Origin of the sequence: Streptomyces sp. NPDC002088 (genome assembly GCF_040296605.1) — a bacterium.
Lineage (GTDB): Bacteria > Actinomycetota > Actinomycetes > Streptomycetales > Streptomycetaceae > Streptomyces.
This window is the reverse complement of record NZ_JBEOXO010000036.1, coordinates 37060-56260: the sequence shown is the minus strand read 5'-3', so window position 1 is coordinate 56260 and position 19201 is coordinate 37060. Positions and strand designations below refer to the sequence as shown.

Below are 19201 nucleotides of genomic sequence, written 5' to 3'. Positions count from 1 at the left end.
ATCGCGGCCCGGGAATAGAGGGCCCTGAGCATACGACGGCGCCGCCTCCCCCTATCCGGGAGGCGGCGCCGCCTGCTCTGCCGCGGGGGCGGGGCTACTTCACCCCCACCGCCCGGGTGATCTCCTGCTGCACGGAGCCGCCCTGGTCGTCGGTCGCGGACGCCCGCAGGGAGACGTACGCGGCGTCACGCGGCACGGTCAGCGTCCCGTGCCAGGCGGCGTTTCCGGCACCGGTGAGCTTCACCGGCTGCCAGGTCGTCCCGTCGTCGTACGAGACTTCGAGCGTCCCGCCGCCGAGGGTCCCGGTGTCCTGTGCACCCACCACGTACTCGGCCCCGATCCCGATCGGCACCCGCGTGCCGCCCCGGATGTCGCCCGCGAGGTCGGTGTCGACGTCGAAGGAGAGGTTGATCAGGGGCAGGAAGGTGAACCGGTCGTTGGGGGTGGCCGCCGAGCGGAAGGTCCACTCGGCGTGGCCCTTCGTGGCGAGCTTCCAGCGGTCGGCGTCGAGCGTGGTGTCGGTGACGACCTTGTAGGTGTGCTCGTCGGCGGGCGCGGACCAGACATAGGCGCCGGAGCTCTTGCGCCGGTCGACGCGCGTCCCGTCGAGGTAGACCTCGGTGTACTGGGTCATCCCGGTGTCGCTGCTCCACACGTCGCCGAAGCCGGTGTGGTCGGGCCCGGAGTCGCCCCAGCCGGGGGTGTTGAACTGCATCTGGTTCCCGGCGCGCTGCTGGCCCCAGCCGAGGCCGGTGCCCAGCCACGGATGCCAGACCGGCTTGAACCAGTCGAGGTCCGGGTGGGAGCCGCCCTTGTAGGTGACGAGCCCGCCGCGCTCCTCCAGCGCGCCGTCAGCGGTCTGCACGGACTCGTGCCATTTCTGGCCGGGGCCGGTGGAGACGTAGTCCGTGCGCTCGGCCGGGTAGTCGATGCGCTGCAGGAAACCGATGCCGATGGGGAAGGTGTCGGTGATGGAGTAACGGAACTCCCCGCCGCTGACGGGCTGTGTGGCGTGGAACTTCGCGTCCACGGTGGCGAGTTCACGGCCGCTCGGCTTGTAGGTCAGGTCCGCGTCCGGGATCGCGCCCGGGTGGCCCTCCGAGAGGTCGTACACGTAGGGCGTGTTGCGGGTGCCGGTCATGTCGACCTTGCCCGCGGCACGCAGTCGGGCCGCGTCGGCCGCGTTGACGGTGGCGATCAGGATCGGACGGTCGCTGCCGTCGTCCGCTCCCCACCAGGCGTTGAGGCGTCCGGCCACGTCGTCGGTGACGAACAGCGCCTTGGCGCCGGCATCCTGGGCGGCCTGGGCGAGCGTGCCCGGGTCGGCGTCGGCGGCGAGGCTGGCGAGGACCGCCTTGCCCTCGACGCCGGTGAAGGGTCCGTCTCCGACGTCGACCAGGGGGAGCTCGGTCCGGCCCTCGATGAGGGTGGCACCCGGCTGGAAGACCGCCTCACTGACGCCCTTGACGTCCAGCGTCGGCTTGCCGAGCCGCCACACGGTCCGGTACTCGAAGTCGCCCTGCGTGACCTTGTCGGTGGGCGTGGCGAAGATGCTGTCGTACTTCACGGGCACCTGGGCCGCGCCGAACAGGTCGGAGCCGTTGCCGCTGCGGTCGTACTCCATGAGCAGGTGCCGGGTCTCGGTCCGCCGGCCGACGTCGGCCTTGATCTCCCGCAACTTCCGGCCGTCGAGGGTGACTTCGCGGTCCTGGTCGAGGATGATCTCGGGTGCCGCGAGGAAGCCGAGGCCGAGGGAGTCGGCGCCGTGGCTGCCGCGCACGTCGAGGAAGGAGTTCAGGCTGTACGTCCCCGGCGTCAGGCGCAGCTTCAGGGTGCCGGAGTCGCCGACGTAGGCCGAGGTGGCGTCGACGCCCGCGGCGAGCTGCTGGACGTCGAGGTAGGCGGCGGTGGCGGCCCCGTCACGGTCCTTGACGTGGACGGTGAGCGTGTACCGCTCCTCCTCCTTGACCAGCCCGAACGCGGTGTGCGCGACGGGCGTGCCGTCGGCGTCGGAGGCCACGATCTGCCCGCTGGTGTTCCCCACCGCCGCCTTGGCGCCGTCGCCGGTCACGGTGGTGGACGCGGTGCCGTGCGCGGGCACGGTGAGGGTGGTGTCGGCGAGGGTGGCGACCCCGTCGGGGGCGCCCTGCACCGACAGGTTCACCTGCACGTCGGTGGCGGACGAGTTGGTGTAGGTGACGGTCCTCGTCACCGGCTTGTTGGCCTCGTACGGCCAGCTGTAGAAGCCGAGGTCGGCGCTGCCGGTGGCGGTGACGTCGGCGGCGATGGCGTCGGGCACGCTCACCCGGCCCGTGCCCAGCTCGTAGACGGAGGCGTCGAGCTGCTTCGACGAGGACATCAGCGCGTCCTTGAGCTGGGCGCCGGTCCAGTCGGGGTGCTCCTCGGCGAGCAGGGCGGCCACTCCGGCGACGTGGGGCGTCGCCATGGACGTACCGCTCATGGAGGTGTAGTAGCCGCTGCCGCTGACCAGTTGGGAGCGGGCGGCGAGGATGCTGACGCCGGGCGCCGAGATGTCGGGCTTGAGGGCGTTGTCACCGTAGCGGGGGCCGGCGCTGGTGAAGTAGGCGGCCTCGTCGGCGGAGTCGACCGCGCCGACGGTCAGGGCCGCGTCGGCGGCACCGGGCGAGCCGATGGAGGAGGGGGTGCCGGTGTTGCCGGCGGCGATGACGAAGAGGGCGCCGGTCTCCTGGGAGAGGGTGTTGACGGCCTGCGCCATGGGGTCGGTGCCGTCACTCGCCTCATCGGAGCCGAGGCTCATCGAGACGACCTTGGCGTGCTCGTCCCGCGCGGCCCACTCCATGCCGGCGATGATCTGCGACTCGCTGCCCGTGCCCGCGTCGCTGAGCACCTTGCCGACGACGAGGTTCGCGCCCGGGGCGACGCCCTTCTCCTTGCCGTCGGAAGCGGACCCGCTGCCGCCGACGGTCGAGGTGACGTGGGTGCCGTGACCGTGGCGGTCGGCGACCTCCTGCCCCTCGATGAAGCTCTTGGTGGCGGTGACCCGGTCCGCGAGGTCGGGATGGCTCAGGTCGACACCGGTGTCCAGGACGGCGACGGTGACGCCCTTGCCGGTGAGCCCGGCCGCCCAGGCCTGCTCCGTGCCGATCTGCGCGTTGCTCGCGGCCATGTCGGCGGTGACGCGCCCGTCGAGCCAGAGGCCCTGCACGCCGTCCTGCGCGGTGAACGCCTGCCAGAAACTCCGGCCCTTGTCCGCCTCGACGGCCGCCCCACGCACACTGGGCAGCGACCGCGTCCGCTCGGCGCTCCGCGGGGTCACGGTTCGCGCGCCCTTGTCGTACGTCACGATCAGCGGCAGCTCGTCGGTCTTGTTGTCGGCGAGCCCCTGCTGTATCAGCTCGCTGACATCGAACAACCGCTTGTCGAGGGTGCCCGCCCGCAGATACGGCAGCGCCTCGTCCGGTATGACGCTGATCTTTCCGTTGTCCGTCTGGGTCCGGACGGTTCCGGTGGCCCCCCGGGGCCGCTCGACCGTGACCGCCTTCTTTCCGCTGCCCAGGTCGGTCACGGTCACCTTGTCACCGGTGACTAGGGTGACAGTACGGGCGGTGGCCGCGGTGCTCGCTGTGCTCGCGGCGGCCGGGGCGGTGCTTGTCGCCCCCGCGTCCACCGTGGGCAGCAGAGCGATCACGAGCCCGGCCGACAGGAGGGTCGCCCCACGTCTGACTGGTCCTCTGGTCATCCACGCCTCTCTTCGTCGTGTGCTGCGAAGAGTCTCAGGGGGCTTGTGTTGCAGTGGAGTTGACTGGCACGGGCGGGAACGCGCCCTGGCATGTTCCCGCCAGAGGGCCGCCAGAGGGATGCGACCGGCGCGGTGCGGTCCGCTCTCGCCGATGACGTATCCGGGACAGTCACTTCTCTACGCGGCCCGCTCCCACCGCCCCCGAACCCCCCGTTCGGCGGCGCCCCGCCCGGCCCCCTCCGGAAGGCGCCCGCCGTCCCGCCCCCGCACGATGCGAAGGAGGCCCGCCACCCGGCGGCCCCCACGGTCCTGCGCTCTCGGGAGGTCCTGCCATGACCGCCAGTCTGGAGCAGCTGCGCCGCTGCCACTTCGCCGTCGACCTCGGCGCGGCGAGGACGCGGGTGTACGTGAAGGGGGCGGGGCTCGTCGTCGACCAGCCGTCCGTCGCCGCCGTGAACACCCGTACCGGCGCGCTGATCGCGGTCGGCGAGTTCGCCGAGAAGATGACGGGCCGCACCCCGCACTACATCCGCGTCGTGCGCCCGGTCTCCGGCGGGACGGTCGTCGACATCGAGATGGCGCAGCGCATGCTGCGGCACCTGCTCGGCGACAAGATCCGCCGCGCGCTGCGCCGCAAACCCCGACTGCGCGCCGCCGCCTGCACCCCGCACGACGCCGGCCCGCTGGCCCGGCGCGCGACGATCGAGACGCTCGTCGGCCTCGGCGCGCGCCGCGTCGAGCTCGTCGACACGCTCATCGCCGCCGCCGTCGGCTGCGGACTGCCCGTCGCCCGGCCGGAAGCCACCATGGTCATGGTGTGCGGCGCCGCCGCCACCCAGGTCGCCGTCCTCTCCCTCGGCTCGATCGTCACCGCCGAGCGGATCCCCGTCGGCGGCGAGGCCGTCGACCACGCGATCGTCCAGCACCTGCGCCACGAGCACGAGCTGATGCTGCCCAGCCAGTCCGTACGACCCCTCCAGCTCGCCCTGTCCGGCAACGGCCTCACCCCGCAGGGACCGGCGTCCACGGAGATCCACGGCCGGGACGTGGCCACGGGCCTCGCCCGTTCCGTGCGGGTCGACACCGCCGCCGTCCGCGGCGCGATCCAGACCCCGCTGACCGCCGTGCTCGACGGTATCGGCAGGGTGCTGCGGGACTGCCCGCCCGACCTGGTGGCCGACCTCGTCGACCGCGGGATCATGATGGTCGGCGGCTCCGCCCTGCTCCCCGGGCTCGACCAGATGCTGCGGCACGCCACAGGCATGCCGGTGAACATCGCCGAACGGCCCGACGTGTGCGCCGTGCAGGGCCTGGGCGAGATGCTGGAGGGCAGGATCGAGCCGCTGACCCTGGACCCGCTGGCCGCCTGACCGAGGGTGCGGCAGCGGCATGACCGACGCCCCGGTACCGGGACTCCCGCCCCTCCTGGACGCCGTCCTCAGCGTCGGCACCGACCTCGAACTGCCCACCACCCTCCAGCACATCGTGGACGCCGCCGCCGAGCTGACCGGCGCCCGCTGCGCGGCCGTCAGTACGACCGACCCGGGTCTGGACGGGGTCGCGGAGATCCGTACCGCGGGACTGCCCGGGCGGCCGGGCGCGGCCGGCACCCTCGAAGTGCCCATCCAGGTCGGCGACGAGGTGTTCGGGCGGTTGTACCTCGCCGAGAAGCGCGGCGGTGGCCCGTTCACCGCCGAGGACGAGCAGTTGCTGCACGCCCTCGCCGCCCAGGCCGGCATCGCGATCGGCAACGCCCGCCTGTACGAGACGGCCCGCCTGCGCGAGCGCTGGATCGAGGGCGCGGCGGCCGTGACGACCGCCCTGCTCACCGGCGAGGCGGCCGCCGACGCGCTGATGACGGTCGCCGCCCGGGCCCGCGTCCTCGCCGACGCCGCCGCCGGCGTCATCCTCCAGCCCACCGCGGGGGGCGGAATGAAGATCGTGACCGCCTCGACGCTCGACGACCCGGGCGACATGGTCGGCACCACGATCGAGGCGGGCAGCCCGATCCTCGTGCAACTCCTCGGCGGAGAGCCGGTGTTCATCGACGACTCGGCGACCGACCCGCGGATGACGACCCATGTCAGACACCGCTTCGGCCCCAGCATGATGCTGCCGCTCCAGGCCGGTGGGCGGCTCATCGGCACCCTCGCCCTTCCCCGCCGGCGCGGCGACCGCCCGTACACCCCCGAGGAACGGCTCCTGGCCACCCAGTTCGCCTCCCAGGCCGCCCTCGCTCTGGTCCTCGCCGACGCCCGGCACGGCCGGGAGCGCCTCGCGGTCTACGAGGACCGCGACCGTATCGCCCGCGACCTGCACGACCTCGTCGTCCAACGGCTGTTCGCCACCGGCATGATGCTCCAGGCCGCCCGGCGCAGGAGCGACCTCACGGACGTCGACGAGACCCTGGGCCGGGCCGTGGACGAACTCGAGTCGACGATCCAGGAGGTCCGTACGGCGATCTTCGCCCTGCAACAGCCGCCTGCCGACGCCCCGACCACGTTCCGCGGCAGGGTGCTGCGCGAGACAGCGGGCATGGCCGCCGTGCTCGGCTTCCGGCCGTCCGCCCGCTTCACGGGCGCCGTCGAAAGCCGCATCCCGGACCAGGTCGCTCGCCACCTGCTGACCGCCCTGCGCCGCGCCCTGGCCGCCGCCTCTCGACGGCCGGCCGTCTCCCGCATCGAGGTCACCGTCGACGCCACGGCGACCCTCCCCGACGGCCGCGACGGCGTACGCCTGACGGTCCACGACGACGGCACGACAGAGGACGGCGGCAGCGGTACGAGCGGTACGACGATGACCTGGCAGTCGCCGCTGTGAACCCCGTTCGCCAGCCGCCCTCGACCGGTGATCAGTAGGGCAGGAGCCGCCCCGAGGGCGTCCTGCGGTCGATCTGTTCGTCGCGCGGGGCGGCAGGCCGACGGCTGACACGGACACGAACCCGGGCCTGACGATTCATGACGCCTCCTCGTGTTGCGCATCCGGTACGGAACCCGCGCCCCGCACCCGGTTCCTCCACCCTCGCCGCCGCGACGATCAACCACATCGTGCCCACGGAGACACCTCCCATGCGCCCGGAGCAGGATTCCGAAGGACAAGCTCTGGGTGCGAACGGCCCAACTGCTCCGCGGCACAAGACGGAACGTCAGCAACTGGACCCACAAATTTAACGACGCGCCCCTTGTTGCGTCCGTTTCTACGCGCGTAACCTCAGCCGATCGCATGGACCCAGCCAGTCGTACCGCACCTCATGCGCCGTTCGTCCGGCGGACGTTGAAGGAGTCACCCTCGTGCCGATTCACAGACCCAGCGCAACGCGCGTAGCCGGCGCCGCGTTCGTAGCCGCGACCGCCACGGCGGCCGTCATCGTGGCGCCCCTGCCCGCCGCCTTCGCCACGCCGTCGACGACTGTGGTGATATCGGAGGCGTACGGCGGCGGCGGCAACTCCGGGGCCACGCTCACGAACGACTTCGTGGAGCTGGCCAACCGCTCGACGGCCGCGTACCCGCTCGACGGGTACAGCATCCAGTACCTTCCTGCCTCCGCCTCGGCCGGCTCACTGTGGCAGGTCACCACGCTCACCGGCTCGCTCGCCCCCGGCGGCAGCTATCTGGTCTCCGAGGGCGCGGGCGCCGGCGGCACCACCGCGCTGCCGACCGCCGACGCGACCGGCAGCATCGCCATGGCCGCCGCCAGCGGCACCGTGGCCCTGGTCAAGGGCACCACGGCCCTCACCTGCAAGACGGTCGCCGACTGCACCGGTGACGCCAATGTCGTGGACCTCCTCGGCTACGGCACCGCGGTCGTCCGCGAGGGCACCGCCGCGCCGACGGCGAGCAACACCACCTCCGTGTCCCGGGCCGCCTCGCTCGCCGACACCGACGACAACTCGGCCGACTTCACCGCCGGTACGCCCGCCGCCACCAACAGCGCGGGCGAGACCGCGAGCGGCGGCGGCAGCGGCGGCTCCGGCGGCCCCACCGCGCCCGGCGCGTTCCGGATCCACGACATCCAGGGCACCACCCGCGTCTCGCCCCTCAAGGGCCAGAGCGTCGTGGGCGTCCCCGGCATCGTCACCGCCGTCCGCACCACCGGCAGCAAGGGCTACTGGATCCAGGACCCGACCCCGGACGCCGACGCCGCCACCAGCGAGGGCCTGTTCGTCTACACCGGCTCCGCCGCCCCCACCGTCTCCGTCGGCGACTCGGTCCTGGTCAGCGGCAAGATATCGGAGTACTACCCGAGCTCCACCACCCAGTCGGTGACCGAACTCGGCAGCCCGGTCTCCACGACCCTCTCCACCGGCAACGCCCTCCCGGACGCGGTCGCCCTCGACGACTCCACCATCCCGGACGCGTACACGCCCACCAACGGCGGCGGCAGCATCGATGCCCTGCCCCTCGAACCGGCGGTCTACTCCCAGGACTTCTACGAGTCCATCGAGGGCATGCGCGCCCAGGTCACCGACGCCCGCGTGGTCGGCGCGACCAACACCTACGGCGAGATGTTCGTCACCGCCAAGCCGGACGAGAACCCCACCGAGCGCGGCGGCACCATCTACGGCGCCTACGACCAGCAGAACACCGGCCGCATCGAGATCGTCGCGGCCGACGGCTCCACCCCGACCCTCAACGTCGGTGACGAGCTCGCCGGCACCACCACCGGCCCGGTCGACTACGCCTCCTACGGCGGCTACCTGCTCGCCCCCACCGCCGCCACCACCGGCACGGCCGTCGACAACGGTCTCGAGCAGGAGGTGACGCGCAAGCAGAAGGGCAACGAGCTCGCCCTCGCCACCTACAACGTCGAGAACCTCGACCCGACCGACAGCGACGACAAGTTCGCCCGCCTCGCCAAGGGCATCGTCACCAACCTCTCCTCGCCCGACATCGTCACCCTGGAGGAGATCCAGGACGACAACGGCGCCACCGACGACGGCACCGTCTCCTCCGAGGCGACCCTGACCAAGTTCACCGACGCCATCGTCGCGGCCGGCGGCCCGCAGTACTCCTGGCGCTACATCAACCCCGTCAACGACAAGGACGGCGGCGAGCCCGGCGGCAACATCCGTCAGGCCTTCCTCTTCAACGCCGAGCGGGTCTCCTTCGTCGACCGCGCCACCGACGGCGACGCCTCCACCACCGCCGTCTCCGTCGTCGAGGACAAGAAGGGCCAGGCCCACCTCTCCGCCTCCCCCGGCCGCATCGACCCCACCAGCACCGCCTGGGACAGCAGCCGCAAGCCCCTCGTCGGCGAGTTCAGGTTCCAGGGCCGGACCGTCTTCGTCATCGCCAACCACTTCAACTCCAAGGGCGGCGACGAGCCGATGCACGGCCGCTACCAGGAGCCCACCCGCTCCTCGGAGACGCAGCGGGGGCTCCAGGCCGAGGAGGAGAACGCCTTCGTCGACACCCTCCTCGCCGCCGACCCCAAGGCCCAGATCGTCGCCCTCGGTGACCTCAACGACTACGAGTTCTCCGACGCGGTCAAGACCCTCACCGACGACGGCGACGTCCTCACGGACCTCATCACCACCCTCCCGGTCGCCGAGCGCTACAGCTACGTCTACGACGGCAACAGCCAGACCCTCGACCACATCCTGACCAGCCCCTCCATCACCCACTACGACTACGACGTCGTCCACATCAACTCCGAGTTCGCCGACCAGGCGAGCGACCACGACCCCCAGGTCGTCCGGATCGACGTGCACGACTGCGGCGAGAAGGCCTACCAGCCCAAGACGAACAAGAAGAACTAACCGAAGCTGTCCACCACCCGGCCCTCCGCCTGCGCCGTCCCGGCAGGTGGAGGGCCTTGCGCATTCCCTTTGCCCGACAACACCTCCGTCGCCTCGGACGCCGGCAAGGTGACCCGCCCGGCCGCCGGTTCACCGGAGGTCACGCCACACTCGCTGCGACTCTGAGGAAGGGCACCGTGACCGACACCAGGACGTTTGACGTCACGGTCCTCGCCGCGTTCGACGACACCACCGCCGCCCGGCAGGCCGCCGACGCCCTGACCGTCCACAACCTCGACGACGTACGCGGAAACCTCGCCCTCCCCACCGACGGCGCCTACGGCACCACCGTCACCTGGTCCTCCGCCGACCCGGACATCATCTCCGCCGACGGCGTGGTGCACCGCCCCGCCCACGGCGACGGCGCCGCCACCGTCGACCTGACCGCCACCGTCACCAAGGGTGACGCCCACGCGACCCGCGTCCTGACGGCCAGGGTGCCCGAACTGCCCGTCGAGGAAGCCCTCAAGGGCTACATGTTCAGCTACTTCACCGGCGAGGGCACCGCCGACGGCGAGCAGCTCTACTCCGCCCTCAGCAAGGGCAACGACCCGTTGAACTGGCGGGAGTTGAACGACGGCAAGCCGGTCCTCACCTCCACGCTCGGCGAGAAGGGCCTGCGCGACCCGTTCATCATCCGTTCCCCGGAGGGCGACAAGTTCTACCAGATCGCCACCGACCTCAGGATCTACGGGAACGGCGACTGGGACGCCGCCCAGCGCACCGGCAGCAAGTCCATCATGATCCGGGAGTCCACCGACCTGGTCCACTGGACGAACCAGCGGCTGGTGAAGATCTCGCCGGACAGCGCGGGCAACACCTGGGCACCGGAGGCGTTCTACGACGCGAAGCTCGGCGAGTACGTCGTCTTCTGGGCGTCGAAGCTGTACGACAACGAGGCGCACTCCGGCGACACGTACAACCGCATGATGTACGCCACCACCCGGGACTTCTACACCTTCAGCGAGCCCAAGGTGTGGATCGACCGAGGCTACTCGGTCATCGACTCCACGATGATCCAGAACGACGGGACGTACTACCGCCTGTCCAAGGACGAGCGGAACAACACCTCCTCCACCGTTCCTAGAGACTGAGTGGGAGTGAGTCCTGTTGCCAGGACTCGTGCTCAGCCGTGTGCCCCGAACGGTGTTGGGCACGCTGGTCGCCCGCTTTCGCTCCGCTGCCGGGCGGCACGGATCTCGTCCGTGGTCCGGGTATGCGGGGGCGGGGTCCCTCGCGCCTGCGGATCTCCGGTCGGGCCTGGCCGGTCCGATGCCCCTGCTCATCGCTCTGGTGAGCAGGGGGCGGTGCCGTCCGTCGCCGGATCGGGTGCCCGAGGGCGCGTCGCCCGATCGCGATGCTCGCTGCATCGTGCCGGGAAACCTGTCGGTTACTGCTGGTCAGGGGCTGCTGCCAGTGCTGGGCCCCCCACCGGGAGGTGTAGGCCGGGTCGACCGCGACGATGGCGATGTCCTGCTCGGCGGCCATCGCCACCAGCCGCGCCTTCAACCTGGCGGTGGGGAAGCGGGAGATCAGGCGCCGGAAGCGTTTGTTGCGGCCGTGCTTCTCCCGGCACCGGCCGTCGGTGAAGTCCAGGTCCTCGACGGCGATCGCGGCCGCGCCGGTGGCGCGGGTGTGGTGCAGCAGTCGGGTGAGGGCGTGGCGGATCTGCGCGTCCCGGTGCGCGGTGGAGCCGGTCAGGTCGTAGAAGTAGCGGCGGGGCTCGCCGACCGGGTTGCCGTGCGGGTCGAGACGCCAGGCGGCGAGATGGTCGTCGTTCATGTCGACGGCGACCACACCCCGGGCCAGCGCCGCGTCCAGCGGCAGCACGGGGACGGGGGTGCGCTGCCAGGAGGCGGTCACGTACCAGCGGCCCCGTGTCACGTCGTGGTGGATGCGGTAGGCCACCGCCCGATTGTTCGTGATCCGGTCCAGCCACTCCGCACCCCGGTGCTGGAAGGTGACGGTCGCGTCCAGGAGGTACCGGCCGTGCGGGGCGTTGGCCAGGTGCGCCAGCGCGGCGGGGAGTTTGAGGGAGAGCTGTCCGGTGTCGGTGATACGCAGGGTTTCGTTGCCGAAGCGTTTGCCGGACTCCCCGTCCGCGGCCAGGAACATCCGCGCCGCCCGCCACCGCTCCCGCCAGCCCTGCTCGTCCAGCCCGGCCGCATCCAGGTGGTGGCGCAGACGGGCGAGCTTCTTCCCGCCCCGCACCACGCGCACCCGGCCCGCCGCCCAGTCCGCCTCCACCCCCGCCAGCCGGGACCGCAGCGCGTGCAGGCGGCGGGACTTGGCATGCCACTCCCACCGCGACCCGTACCCCCGCACCAGCCCCGCCCGCCGGTCCGCCTTCGCCCCCAGCGGACGCCCCAGCCGCGCCTCGATCGACGCGATCTGCCCCCGCAGCCACGCCAACTCCGCCGCCTGCCCCCGCCGGGCCAGCGCCCACTGATCGTGCGTGGCCTTGGTGATACTGCCCGCCCACCGCGCCGAACAGACCCCGGTCAGCTCCCGCTTGCGCACCGCCCAAGTCTCACTGCCGTGCTCCAGCCCCTGCCGGGAACGCACCACGAGGTCACCCGCGGCCAGCGAGCCGAGGAACACCCCCACCTCGGCCAGCACCACCGCATCCGCCCCCGACACCCGCAACCGGGCCCGGATCGCCACACCTGCGGGACCGGGCACCACGAACGACGCGGCCACCTCCCGCAACCCGCCCATCCCGCCACCCCCACCCGGTCCTGCACCATCTCGTTGCCCCGCCCAACGAACCCCGCCCGCAAAGGTCACGCATTCGACGGACACACTCCTGTTCCCACCGACCGGAAACCCGCCCGCAGACTCGACTGCCGACGCCGACGCTCACCCATGCTCGCCAAAGCGCACTCGTACACGGTCAAGGGGCAGCAGTTCCGAACCCTCCGCCGCGGGCACAGGGCCGTCCCACGACGGCGGCGAGCGCCCTGCCCCCGCGGCAGAGAACCGTTGGGTCGACCTCTGCCAAGAGGGCCGGGAGCCCACGCTACCGGGAGCGCGCGAGCTGGATAAGGCTGGTCACTGTGCCGTGGGGGTGCCGTCGTGGATGACGACGATGGCGGAGCACTGCTTGTCGGCGCTCGCGCCCTGCTGCCAGACGCAGATCCGCATAGTGTGACCGATGTCCGAAATCACGCTGGTGCGTTCGGCGCCGCTCGATGCCGCGAGGCCGACGGTCAGCCCGTCGTCCCGGATCAACTCGGCGTGGCACGTCTCGAAGTAGCTGGTGTTCAGCATCCCGTACAGGTTGCCGGAGCCGGCGTTGTCGAGCCAGGCCGTGCAGCCGCCGGCGGGTCCGGCGGAGACCCCGGAGCCCTTGATCGCGGCGGAGTCATCGCTCATGCTCACGCCCGCGATCGGGTACGCGCTCGGCTCCATGGTCGCGGACGCGCTCGGACGCACGACGGAGGAGCCTCCTGCCGCCGACGAGGTGGACGGGGACGAGGGCGGGAGGCCCACCGGTTCAGTGCTGCCGTTCGTCGTGGCGGAGGCTGACGGCGAGGCGCTGGGTGAGCGGGAGGCCGAGGGCGACGCGCCGGTGCTATGGGCACCGGACGCGGAAGCGGACGCGGAGATGGAAGTGGACACGGAGGCCTCGTTGCCGCGTGTGCTCGTGTGGGATCGGAAAAGCGAGGGGTCGATGAGCACGACACCTCCGACGACCACCGTGACGACGGAGGCGACGAGCAAAGGGATGAGGATGCGGCGGCGCCCACGCCCCGAGCGTCCCTGCTGGGGGGCGACCATGACCTCGTCCGCGCCACCGGACTCCGGGGAAACGACCGCGCCGCCGGCCACCGCGCTACTCGCCGCCGCAGGGGCCGCGGTACGGGCCGCGGCGGCCATCGTCGCGGCGTCGGGGAAGCGGTCCTCGGGTTTCTTGGCGAGGGCGGTGGCGACGAAGTCGCGCACCGGTTGCGGGAAGTCGGCGGGCAGGGCAGGCACCGGCTGCTGGACGTGCTTGACCAGGATCTCGATGGCCCGCTCACCGTCGAAGGGCAGTTTCCCGGTGAGCATCTTGTAGCAGACGACGCCCATTGAGTAGAGATCGGAGGCCGGGGTGGTGCCATGGCCCTCGACCTGCTCGGGGGCGATGTAGAGCGCGGTGCCGACGACGGCGTGCTCGGGGGTGATCTTGGAGGTGGCGAGGTCGCGGGCGAGGCCGAAGTCGGTGACCTTCACTCGGCCGTCGGCGCAGATCAACAGGTTGGACGGCTTGATGTCACGGTGCACGACCTGCCGCCGGTGCGCGGCGTGCAGCGCCTCGAGCGCTTCGGCGGTGGTGGCCAACGCCTGCTCGGGTGGCAGCGGCCCGCTCTCCTTGAGGAACTCGTCGAGCGGTCGTCCCTCGACGAGTTCCATGACGATGTAGGCCACCCGGCTTCCGTCGCCGAGGGCGTTCTCCCCGTAGTCGTGGACGTCGACGATGCCGGGGTGGTCCAGCGAGGCGAGGATCAGGGCCTCACGGCGGAAACGCTTGGCGAACCTGGCGTCGTCGAGCAGCTCCGGGCGCAGGATCTTGACCGCGACCCGGCGTTCGAGGACAGTGTCGTCGGCCCGCCAGACGTCGCCCATGGCGCCGCCGCCGATCCGCTCGGCCAGCGTGTAACGCCCGCCGAGCACGGTGCCCCGATCCCACACACCCGTCCCCCAGATCGCACCCGGTCAACAGCTGTCAACCGGGGGTGCAGTCTGCCAGATTCGGCCGCGACGGACCAAGAAAGCCCCATCCGCAAAACGACCCTGACGATCTGCCAGATAAGCAGCCTTGACGAAGTCCGGTGCGGGGGCGCGGGGAACCGCGCGACCAGCCCCCACCGGCTCGCGGACACGCCGTACGGCGACGGCACGCCCGGCGGTACATGCACGGGACCCTCACTCATGCGGTCGAGTCCCAGAAGATCTGCAGGTGCTTCTCCTGGACCAGGTCGAAGCGGAGGGCGAGTGAGACGAGGGCTTCGCGCTTCCAGTCGAGGCGCGGGCTGTCCTGCGTGCCGGTGCGCTCTCGCACCTTGAGCTTGGAGCCCGCCAGGTAGTCGATGTGGAAGTTGACGGCGGACACGGTCAGGTCACCGCAGCCGGGAAGCGCGCGCAGTCGGCTGACGACCTCGGGGACGCTGGGGATGGCGAGGCTGGACGGGTCGCGCAGCCGGGGCTCGCAGAGGGCGAGCAGCACCAGGAAGTACTTGGCCGTGGGGTCGAGCACGAAGGGCATGAGGGTCAACTCGGCCGAGCGGCTCACGGGAGCCTCCGGTCCCGGGTCGAGGAAGGTGTGACGCGGAGCGAAGACCGTGAACCGGACGAATCCGTCGGTCAACGGCAGTACCACGCGGGAGAGTTCGAACGGGATGGGCGCGCCCATGCGGCGCGGGGCGACCTTCACGTACTCGCCGCCGCCCTCCAAGTTCTCCACCACGTACGTGGTGCGCGGGCTGAAGTTGGTCAGCCGCCAGTGGTCGTCGCTCGCGGTGAGTTCCCCCGCGTAGCGGGACACACCCTCGCCGAAGAGGGGGATGTCGACCGGCCGTTCTCCGGCCCCGCGCCCGAACGTGGCCATCTGCCCCGGTCCCAGGGCGAGCTGCCGGGGCCGGCCGTGCCGCACGGCAGCCACCCCCGGAGGTTCCGGGAGTTGAACGATGACCGTCTCCATGCTGCGCGCCCCATGTCGTCCACGTCATCCGCCCGAGATCGCGGAGACCCTGAGAGCCCTCAGGTTACGTGGAGCGGCGGGCAGCAGCAGAGTCGTCGACGTACTCGACCTACTCGACGTCCTCACCGCAGTCGTCGCAGTCGTCGCAGTCGTCGACGTAATGGAGGCATCCCGCATGACAGACGCCACGCAGGATCCGGGGCAGCCGACCGCCGCACCACTCCCCTCGAAAGCCGCTCCCTCGAAAGCCGCTCCCCCGAAGGCCGCTCCTCCCGAGGTCGACCGGCTGGCGGGCACGCGGGGACTCGGCGAGTACATCACCGCCCGTCACGGGGTCTCGCCCGCACGCGCACTGGCGACCGGGGCGGCCATCGCGGCAATCGCGCTCGCATTCCTGATCGCGCTGAGTGGACCGGTCTCCAACGCATCGGTCTTCTCCTCCGCCTACTCGGTTCTGCACACCGTCTACCTCGGCTTCCTGTTCATGCTCGTCGCCGGAGTCGGCCACGGCATCCGCGGTCTCGTCGCCGGTGCCCAGGCGCACTACCTGTACGCCGGCGGAGTCGTGCACACACGCAGGTCCGTCACCCGCGCCGTCGCTTGGCAGGACGTCATCCAGCTCAGGAGCATCCACCGCCGACGCGGCGACCGGTCCGACGTGGGCGAGGTCGTCGGCTACCGACTGGAGGCACGGGATGGCACGTCGATCGTCATCCCGCTGGTCCTGACGGAGGGCCGCGACGCCTTCGTCGACCGGATCGTCGCGGCCCTCCGCACGCACAACCGCCCGATCGTCTAGGAGTTCACGATGTCCGACAGCAACGACACCACCGCCAAGGGAACGACCGCCCCGGCCTCCGCCCCACCGCCGTACGTGGCCGTCCCGGCGCCGTACCACGTCGCCTCCCCCGAACAGCGGGCCATCTGGGAGACGAAGGCCAAACGCGGCATCGGCTTCGGCGCCGCATGGCTCATCGGCGGCGTGCTCATCACCGTCGTCACCTACGCCCAGGCCCAGGGCGGGGGCGTGTACCTCGTCGCCTGGGGTCCGGTGGTGTACGGCATCTACCGGATCGTCACCGGCCTTCTGCTGCTGAACAAGAGCAAGAGCTGATGGATGGAGTGACTGTGCCTGAGCAGGAGGCAACCGATCCGACCGCGTCAACCGACCAGGCCACTTGGCAAGTCGGCCCTGCGTCTGGAACACGCAGCGGAAGCGGATCAGGAAAGCCGGAACTTCCCACCTGGCAACAAACCCCGCGGGCCACACCGCCCCCCATGGGACGACCTGCACCACTCAAGACACCGGCTCCCAAGACACCGGCTCCCAAGACTCCGACTCCCAAGACTGCGACTCTCAAGACACCGGCACGGCCCGCTCAGTTGACCGCGCCCACCCCGGCCAAGCCGACCGCGCCTGGCACGGCCGCTGTCGGTCCAAGCGCCTCGCCCCGATCACCCCGACAAGCGTCCGCGCCACAGCCTCCCCGCACTCGGGGTCGCATCGGACCGACGCTACGTCGATGGCGGCTGCCGCTCGCCGCCGTGCTGCCCTGCCTCACGCTGGCCGGCGTCGGCTGGTGGTGCTGGCCCAGCCAATCCGCCCCGGTCCCACTGCACTTGGTCGCTGGGACGGTGCACGCCGCGCTGCTCACTCCGGACGAGGCGAGCCGGCTGGCCGGGACGACACTGGTGTCCGGTCCCCGGTCGAATCAGCCACCAGCCGCGATGACCGCCAGCCCGTCGAAGTGTGCCGTGGCGGTCGGACCTGCGACCCAGTCGGTATACGGGCACGAGTGGACCGCGTTCCTCTCGGCGACCTACCAGGACGCCGGGGGCACCGGCGCCTACACCGTGAACCAGGTCATCGGCGTGTTCCCGGACCGCGCGAAAGCCGGTGCGGCCTTCCAGACCCTCACCGCCGGTCTCACCCGGTGCCCCTCCTCGACGCGCACCGACCAGGCCGGGCGCACCTCGAAATGGGCCTACACCACCGATACCGCCACCTCGAATGTGGTCGGTTGGACGGCGATGCAGGACTCCGGCGAGGGATGGGCCTGCTACCACCAGGCGCGCTTGAAGGGCGAGAGCATCCTGCAAGTCACCGTCTGCGAGGCAGGCAGCGGTCAGTCGACCGCCACAAGGATCGCCGACGCGCTCACCGGGAAGGTGAGCGGATGACCACGACCCCGCGCGGAACAGCCGCCCGCGTTCCAAGGGTTGGCAGGCGCCTTACCTGCCTGGTCCTCGCGGCGACACTGGTGCCGATCGTCGCCACGGAAACACAGGCGAGCGCGGACACCGTCACTGCCCCCGCCCCGGTCCGGAGCAGCAGCATCACCGTCCTCCAGATAATTCCGCCGCCAGGGATCAGCGCCTACTCGGCCACCCTCACCGGCAATCTTCAATCATTCAACCAACAGGTCGAAGCGTTGCCGAAGCAGGTGGCCGAGCTGGCCACTGACAAAAAGAGACTCACCAAAGAGAGCTCCACCTTCAACAAGAAGGCTGCCACGTACGACAAAGAGACCGCCGCCGCCAACCAGAAGGCCGAGAGCCTCAGCGCTCAGTTTCAGACCCTGAATGCCGAGATCCAGGCCCACAACGCCAAGCCGAACGACTTCGAAATACCCCGGCAGGCCGCCGAATCGGAGGCGTACCAGGCAGAGGCAGATCAACTCAACGCCCGGAAGACCCAGCTCGAAGACCAGAAGAACACCGTGAACACCGAGCAGACCCGGCTGGAGGAGGAGCAGGCCCAGCTCAGCGCCGAGAGGGAGCAACTCGCCTCCGCCATGCAGGAGCACAACGCGAAGGACCAGGCGCTGGAGAAACAGGAGCAGCAACTGGCGACCCAGGGCCAGCAGTTGCTGCAGCAGATCGCCGAGGCCATGCAGAGCCTCGCCGACAGTCCGCCGGACCCGGCAGCGATGATGGATCAGGGCGGCGACGCGACCGGCCCGCTGCAGCAAAGTGCCCAGGCCGCCCCGGGAGCGGACGGTGCGGGCGGCGACAGCCCGTCAAGAGTGGCGCAGAACAATGCCCTCAAGGCGTACGCGAAACGGAGCGGTACCACGGTCGACCTGCGGCCGGGCACTGCGTACCTGACCCCCGGCGCCATCGCCGACCTCCCTGCCACCCAGGCCGCGCAGCTCGGCAGCCCGAGCGGCACCTACGACGGGCTGAGCCGCAACTCGAACGGGCGCTACACGGCACTGCGGGTCCGCACAGCCGATGCCACCTCCCCAGGGCAAGCGGCCTTCGACGCCGCCATCGCACGCGGTGGCCGGGCCACCACCACGGTCGACGGCAGGAGTGGCGTCATCGACCGCGTGAGGACTGTCGAGCAGGTCCCGACATCCTCGGCGTCCGCCGAAGGCACGCCCTCTCCGTCCCCCGAGGCCACCTGTCTGACCGATCCGCCAACCGGTTCGGTGCCCAGCGGCCTCGGATGGATCCTCAACACCACCGAGTCGGTGGACCACAGCAACAAGGACATCGACCCGAAGGACGGGCCCGGCGACCGGCCAACCCAAGCCTCGGCCTGTCTGACGCGATACCTCGGCGACGGAAGCGATACCGGAGGCAAGGACATCACCGGCTGGGAGGATGCCCTGTTCGCCGCCAAGCGACGGCGCGTCAAGGGTCTCGCCCGGTGCCACCTGATCGCCAAGGTTCTGGGCGGGAAGGGCCAGGAGGACAACCTCGTCCCGTGCTGGCAATCCGGGATGAACACCGGAACGCCCAGCATGAGGAGCTTCGAATCCCACGTCGCGCTGGTGGTGCGCAACCTGCTCCTACGCCCGGGAGACGCCGTGTACTACGTGGTGACGCCTCACTACCGGGATGCCGCCAGCACCATCCCGGAGTCCGTCACGATGAGCGCCACGATCGAGCCGGCCAAGGGAACCCCCCGAGTTCTGTTCAGCGGAATCCCGATCTGGAACGTACGGACCATCCGTGGAGTCGCGGTCAACCTCGGCAACTGAACCCACGCCA

General features: G+C 70.9%; 11 protein-coding genes and 1 pseudogene. 8 read left to right on the top strand and 4 right to left on the bottom strand.

The window, feature by feature from the left end; translation table 11 throughout:
* Nucleotides 1-94: 94 nt before the first annotated feature.
* A complete protein-coding gene (locus ABT114_RS44235; protein WP_351151170.1) occupies nucleotides 95-3721 on the bottom strand; it encodes a S8 family serine peptidase in 3627 nt (1208 codons plus the stop codon).
* Between the two features lie 332 nt (nucleotides 3722-4053).
* Between ABT114_RS44235 and ABT114_RS44230 the strand changes: the two genes are divergently transcribed.
* The 4 genes and pseudogenes from ABT114_RS44230 to ABT114_RS44215 form a co-directional block, all read left to right on the top strand.
* The gene (locus ABT114_RS44230; RefSeq protein WP_351151167.1) at nucleotides 4054-5091 is read left to right on the top strand and encodes a rod shape-determining protein; all 1038 of its coding nucleotides are present in this window, start codon (nucleotides 4054-4056) and stop codon (nucleotides 5089-5091) included.
* A 19-nt stretch (nucleotides 5092-5110) separates the two neighbouring features.
* Nucleotides 5111-6541: a GAF domain-containing protein gene (locus tag ABT114_RS44225; RefSeq protein ID WP_351151164.1), complete on the top strand. Its 1431-nt coding sequence runs from the start codon at nucleotides 5111-5113 to the stop codon at nucleotides 6539-6541.
* A 470-nt stretch (nucleotides 6542-7011) separates the two neighbouring features.
* The gene (locus ABT114_RS44220; protein WP_502988502.1) at nucleotides 7012-9480 is read left to right on the top strand and encodes a DUF8508 domain-containing protein; all 2469 of its coding nucleotides are present in this window, start codon (nucleotides 7012-7014) and stop codon (nucleotides 9478-9480) included.
* 75 nt (nucleotides 9481-9555) lie between these two features.
* A pseudogene (locus ABT114_RS44215) lies at nucleotides 9556-10598 on the top strand (immunoglobulin-like domain-containing protein); the annotation flags it as partial.
* 4 nt (nucleotides 10599-10602) lie between these two features.
* On the opposite strand, the gene ABT114_RS44210 reads toward ABT114_RS44215, so the two are convergent.
* The 3 genes from ABT114_RS44210 to ABT114_RS44200 form a co-directional block, all read right to left on the bottom strand.
* Nucleotides 10603-12237: an IS200/IS605 family accessory protein TnpB-related protein gene (locus ABT114_RS44210; RefSeq protein ID WP_351151161.1), complete on the bottom strand. Its 1635-nt coding sequence runs from the start codon at nucleotides 12235-12237 to the stop codon at nucleotides 10603-10605.
* A gap of 333 nt (nucleotides 12238-12570) precedes the next feature.
* Nucleotides 12571-14175: a serine/threonine-protein kinase gene (locus ABT114_RS44205; RefSeq protein WP_351151159.1), complete on the bottom strand. Its 1605-nt coding sequence runs from the start codon at nucleotides 14173-14175 to the stop codon at nucleotides 12571-12573.
* 256 nt (nucleotides 14176-14431) lie between these two features.
* The gene (locus tag ABT114_RS44200; protein WP_351151156.1) at nucleotides 14432-15202 is read right to left on the bottom strand and encodes a serine/threonine protein kinase; all 771 of its coding nucleotides are present in this window, start codon (nucleotides 15200-15202) and stop codon (nucleotides 14432-14434) included.
* 175 nt (nucleotides 15203-15377) lie between these two features.
* Between ABT114_RS44200 and ABT114_RS44195 the strand changes: the two genes are divergently transcribed.
* From ABT114_RS44195 to ABT114_RS44180, 4 genes are all read left to right on the top strand, one after another.
* Nucleotides 15378-16001 (top strand): hypothetical protein, encoded by a 624-nt coding sequence (locus ABT114_RS44195; protein WP_351151153.1) that lies wholly within the window; start codon nucleotides 15378-15380, stop codon nucleotides 15999-16001.
* Between the two features lie 9 nt (nucleotides 16002-16010).
* On the top strand, nucleotides 16011-16316 hold the full coding sequence (locus tag ABT114_RS44190) for a hypothetical protein (RefSeq protein WP_351151150.1): 306 nt from the start codon (nucleotides 16011-16013) through the stop codon (nucleotides 16314-16316).
* A 506-nt stretch (nucleotides 16317-16822) separates the two neighbouring features.
* Nucleotides 16823-17383 carry a sensor domain-containing protein gene (locus ABT114_RS44185; RefSeq protein ID WP_351151148.1) on the top strand — a complete coding sequence of 187 codons (561 nt, stop codon included), beginning with the start codon at nucleotides 16823-16825 and terminating at the stop codon, nucleotides 17381-17383.
* On the top strand, nucleotides 17380-19191 hold the full coding sequence (locus ABT114_RS44180) for a DNA/RNA non-specific endonuclease (protein ID WP_351151236.1): 1812 nt from the start codon (nucleotides 17380-17382) through the stop codon (nucleotides 19189-19191). Before ABT114_RS44185 ends, ABT114_RS44180 begins: the two co-directional genes overlap by 4 nt.
* Nucleotides 19192-19201 lie beyond the last annotated feature (10 nt).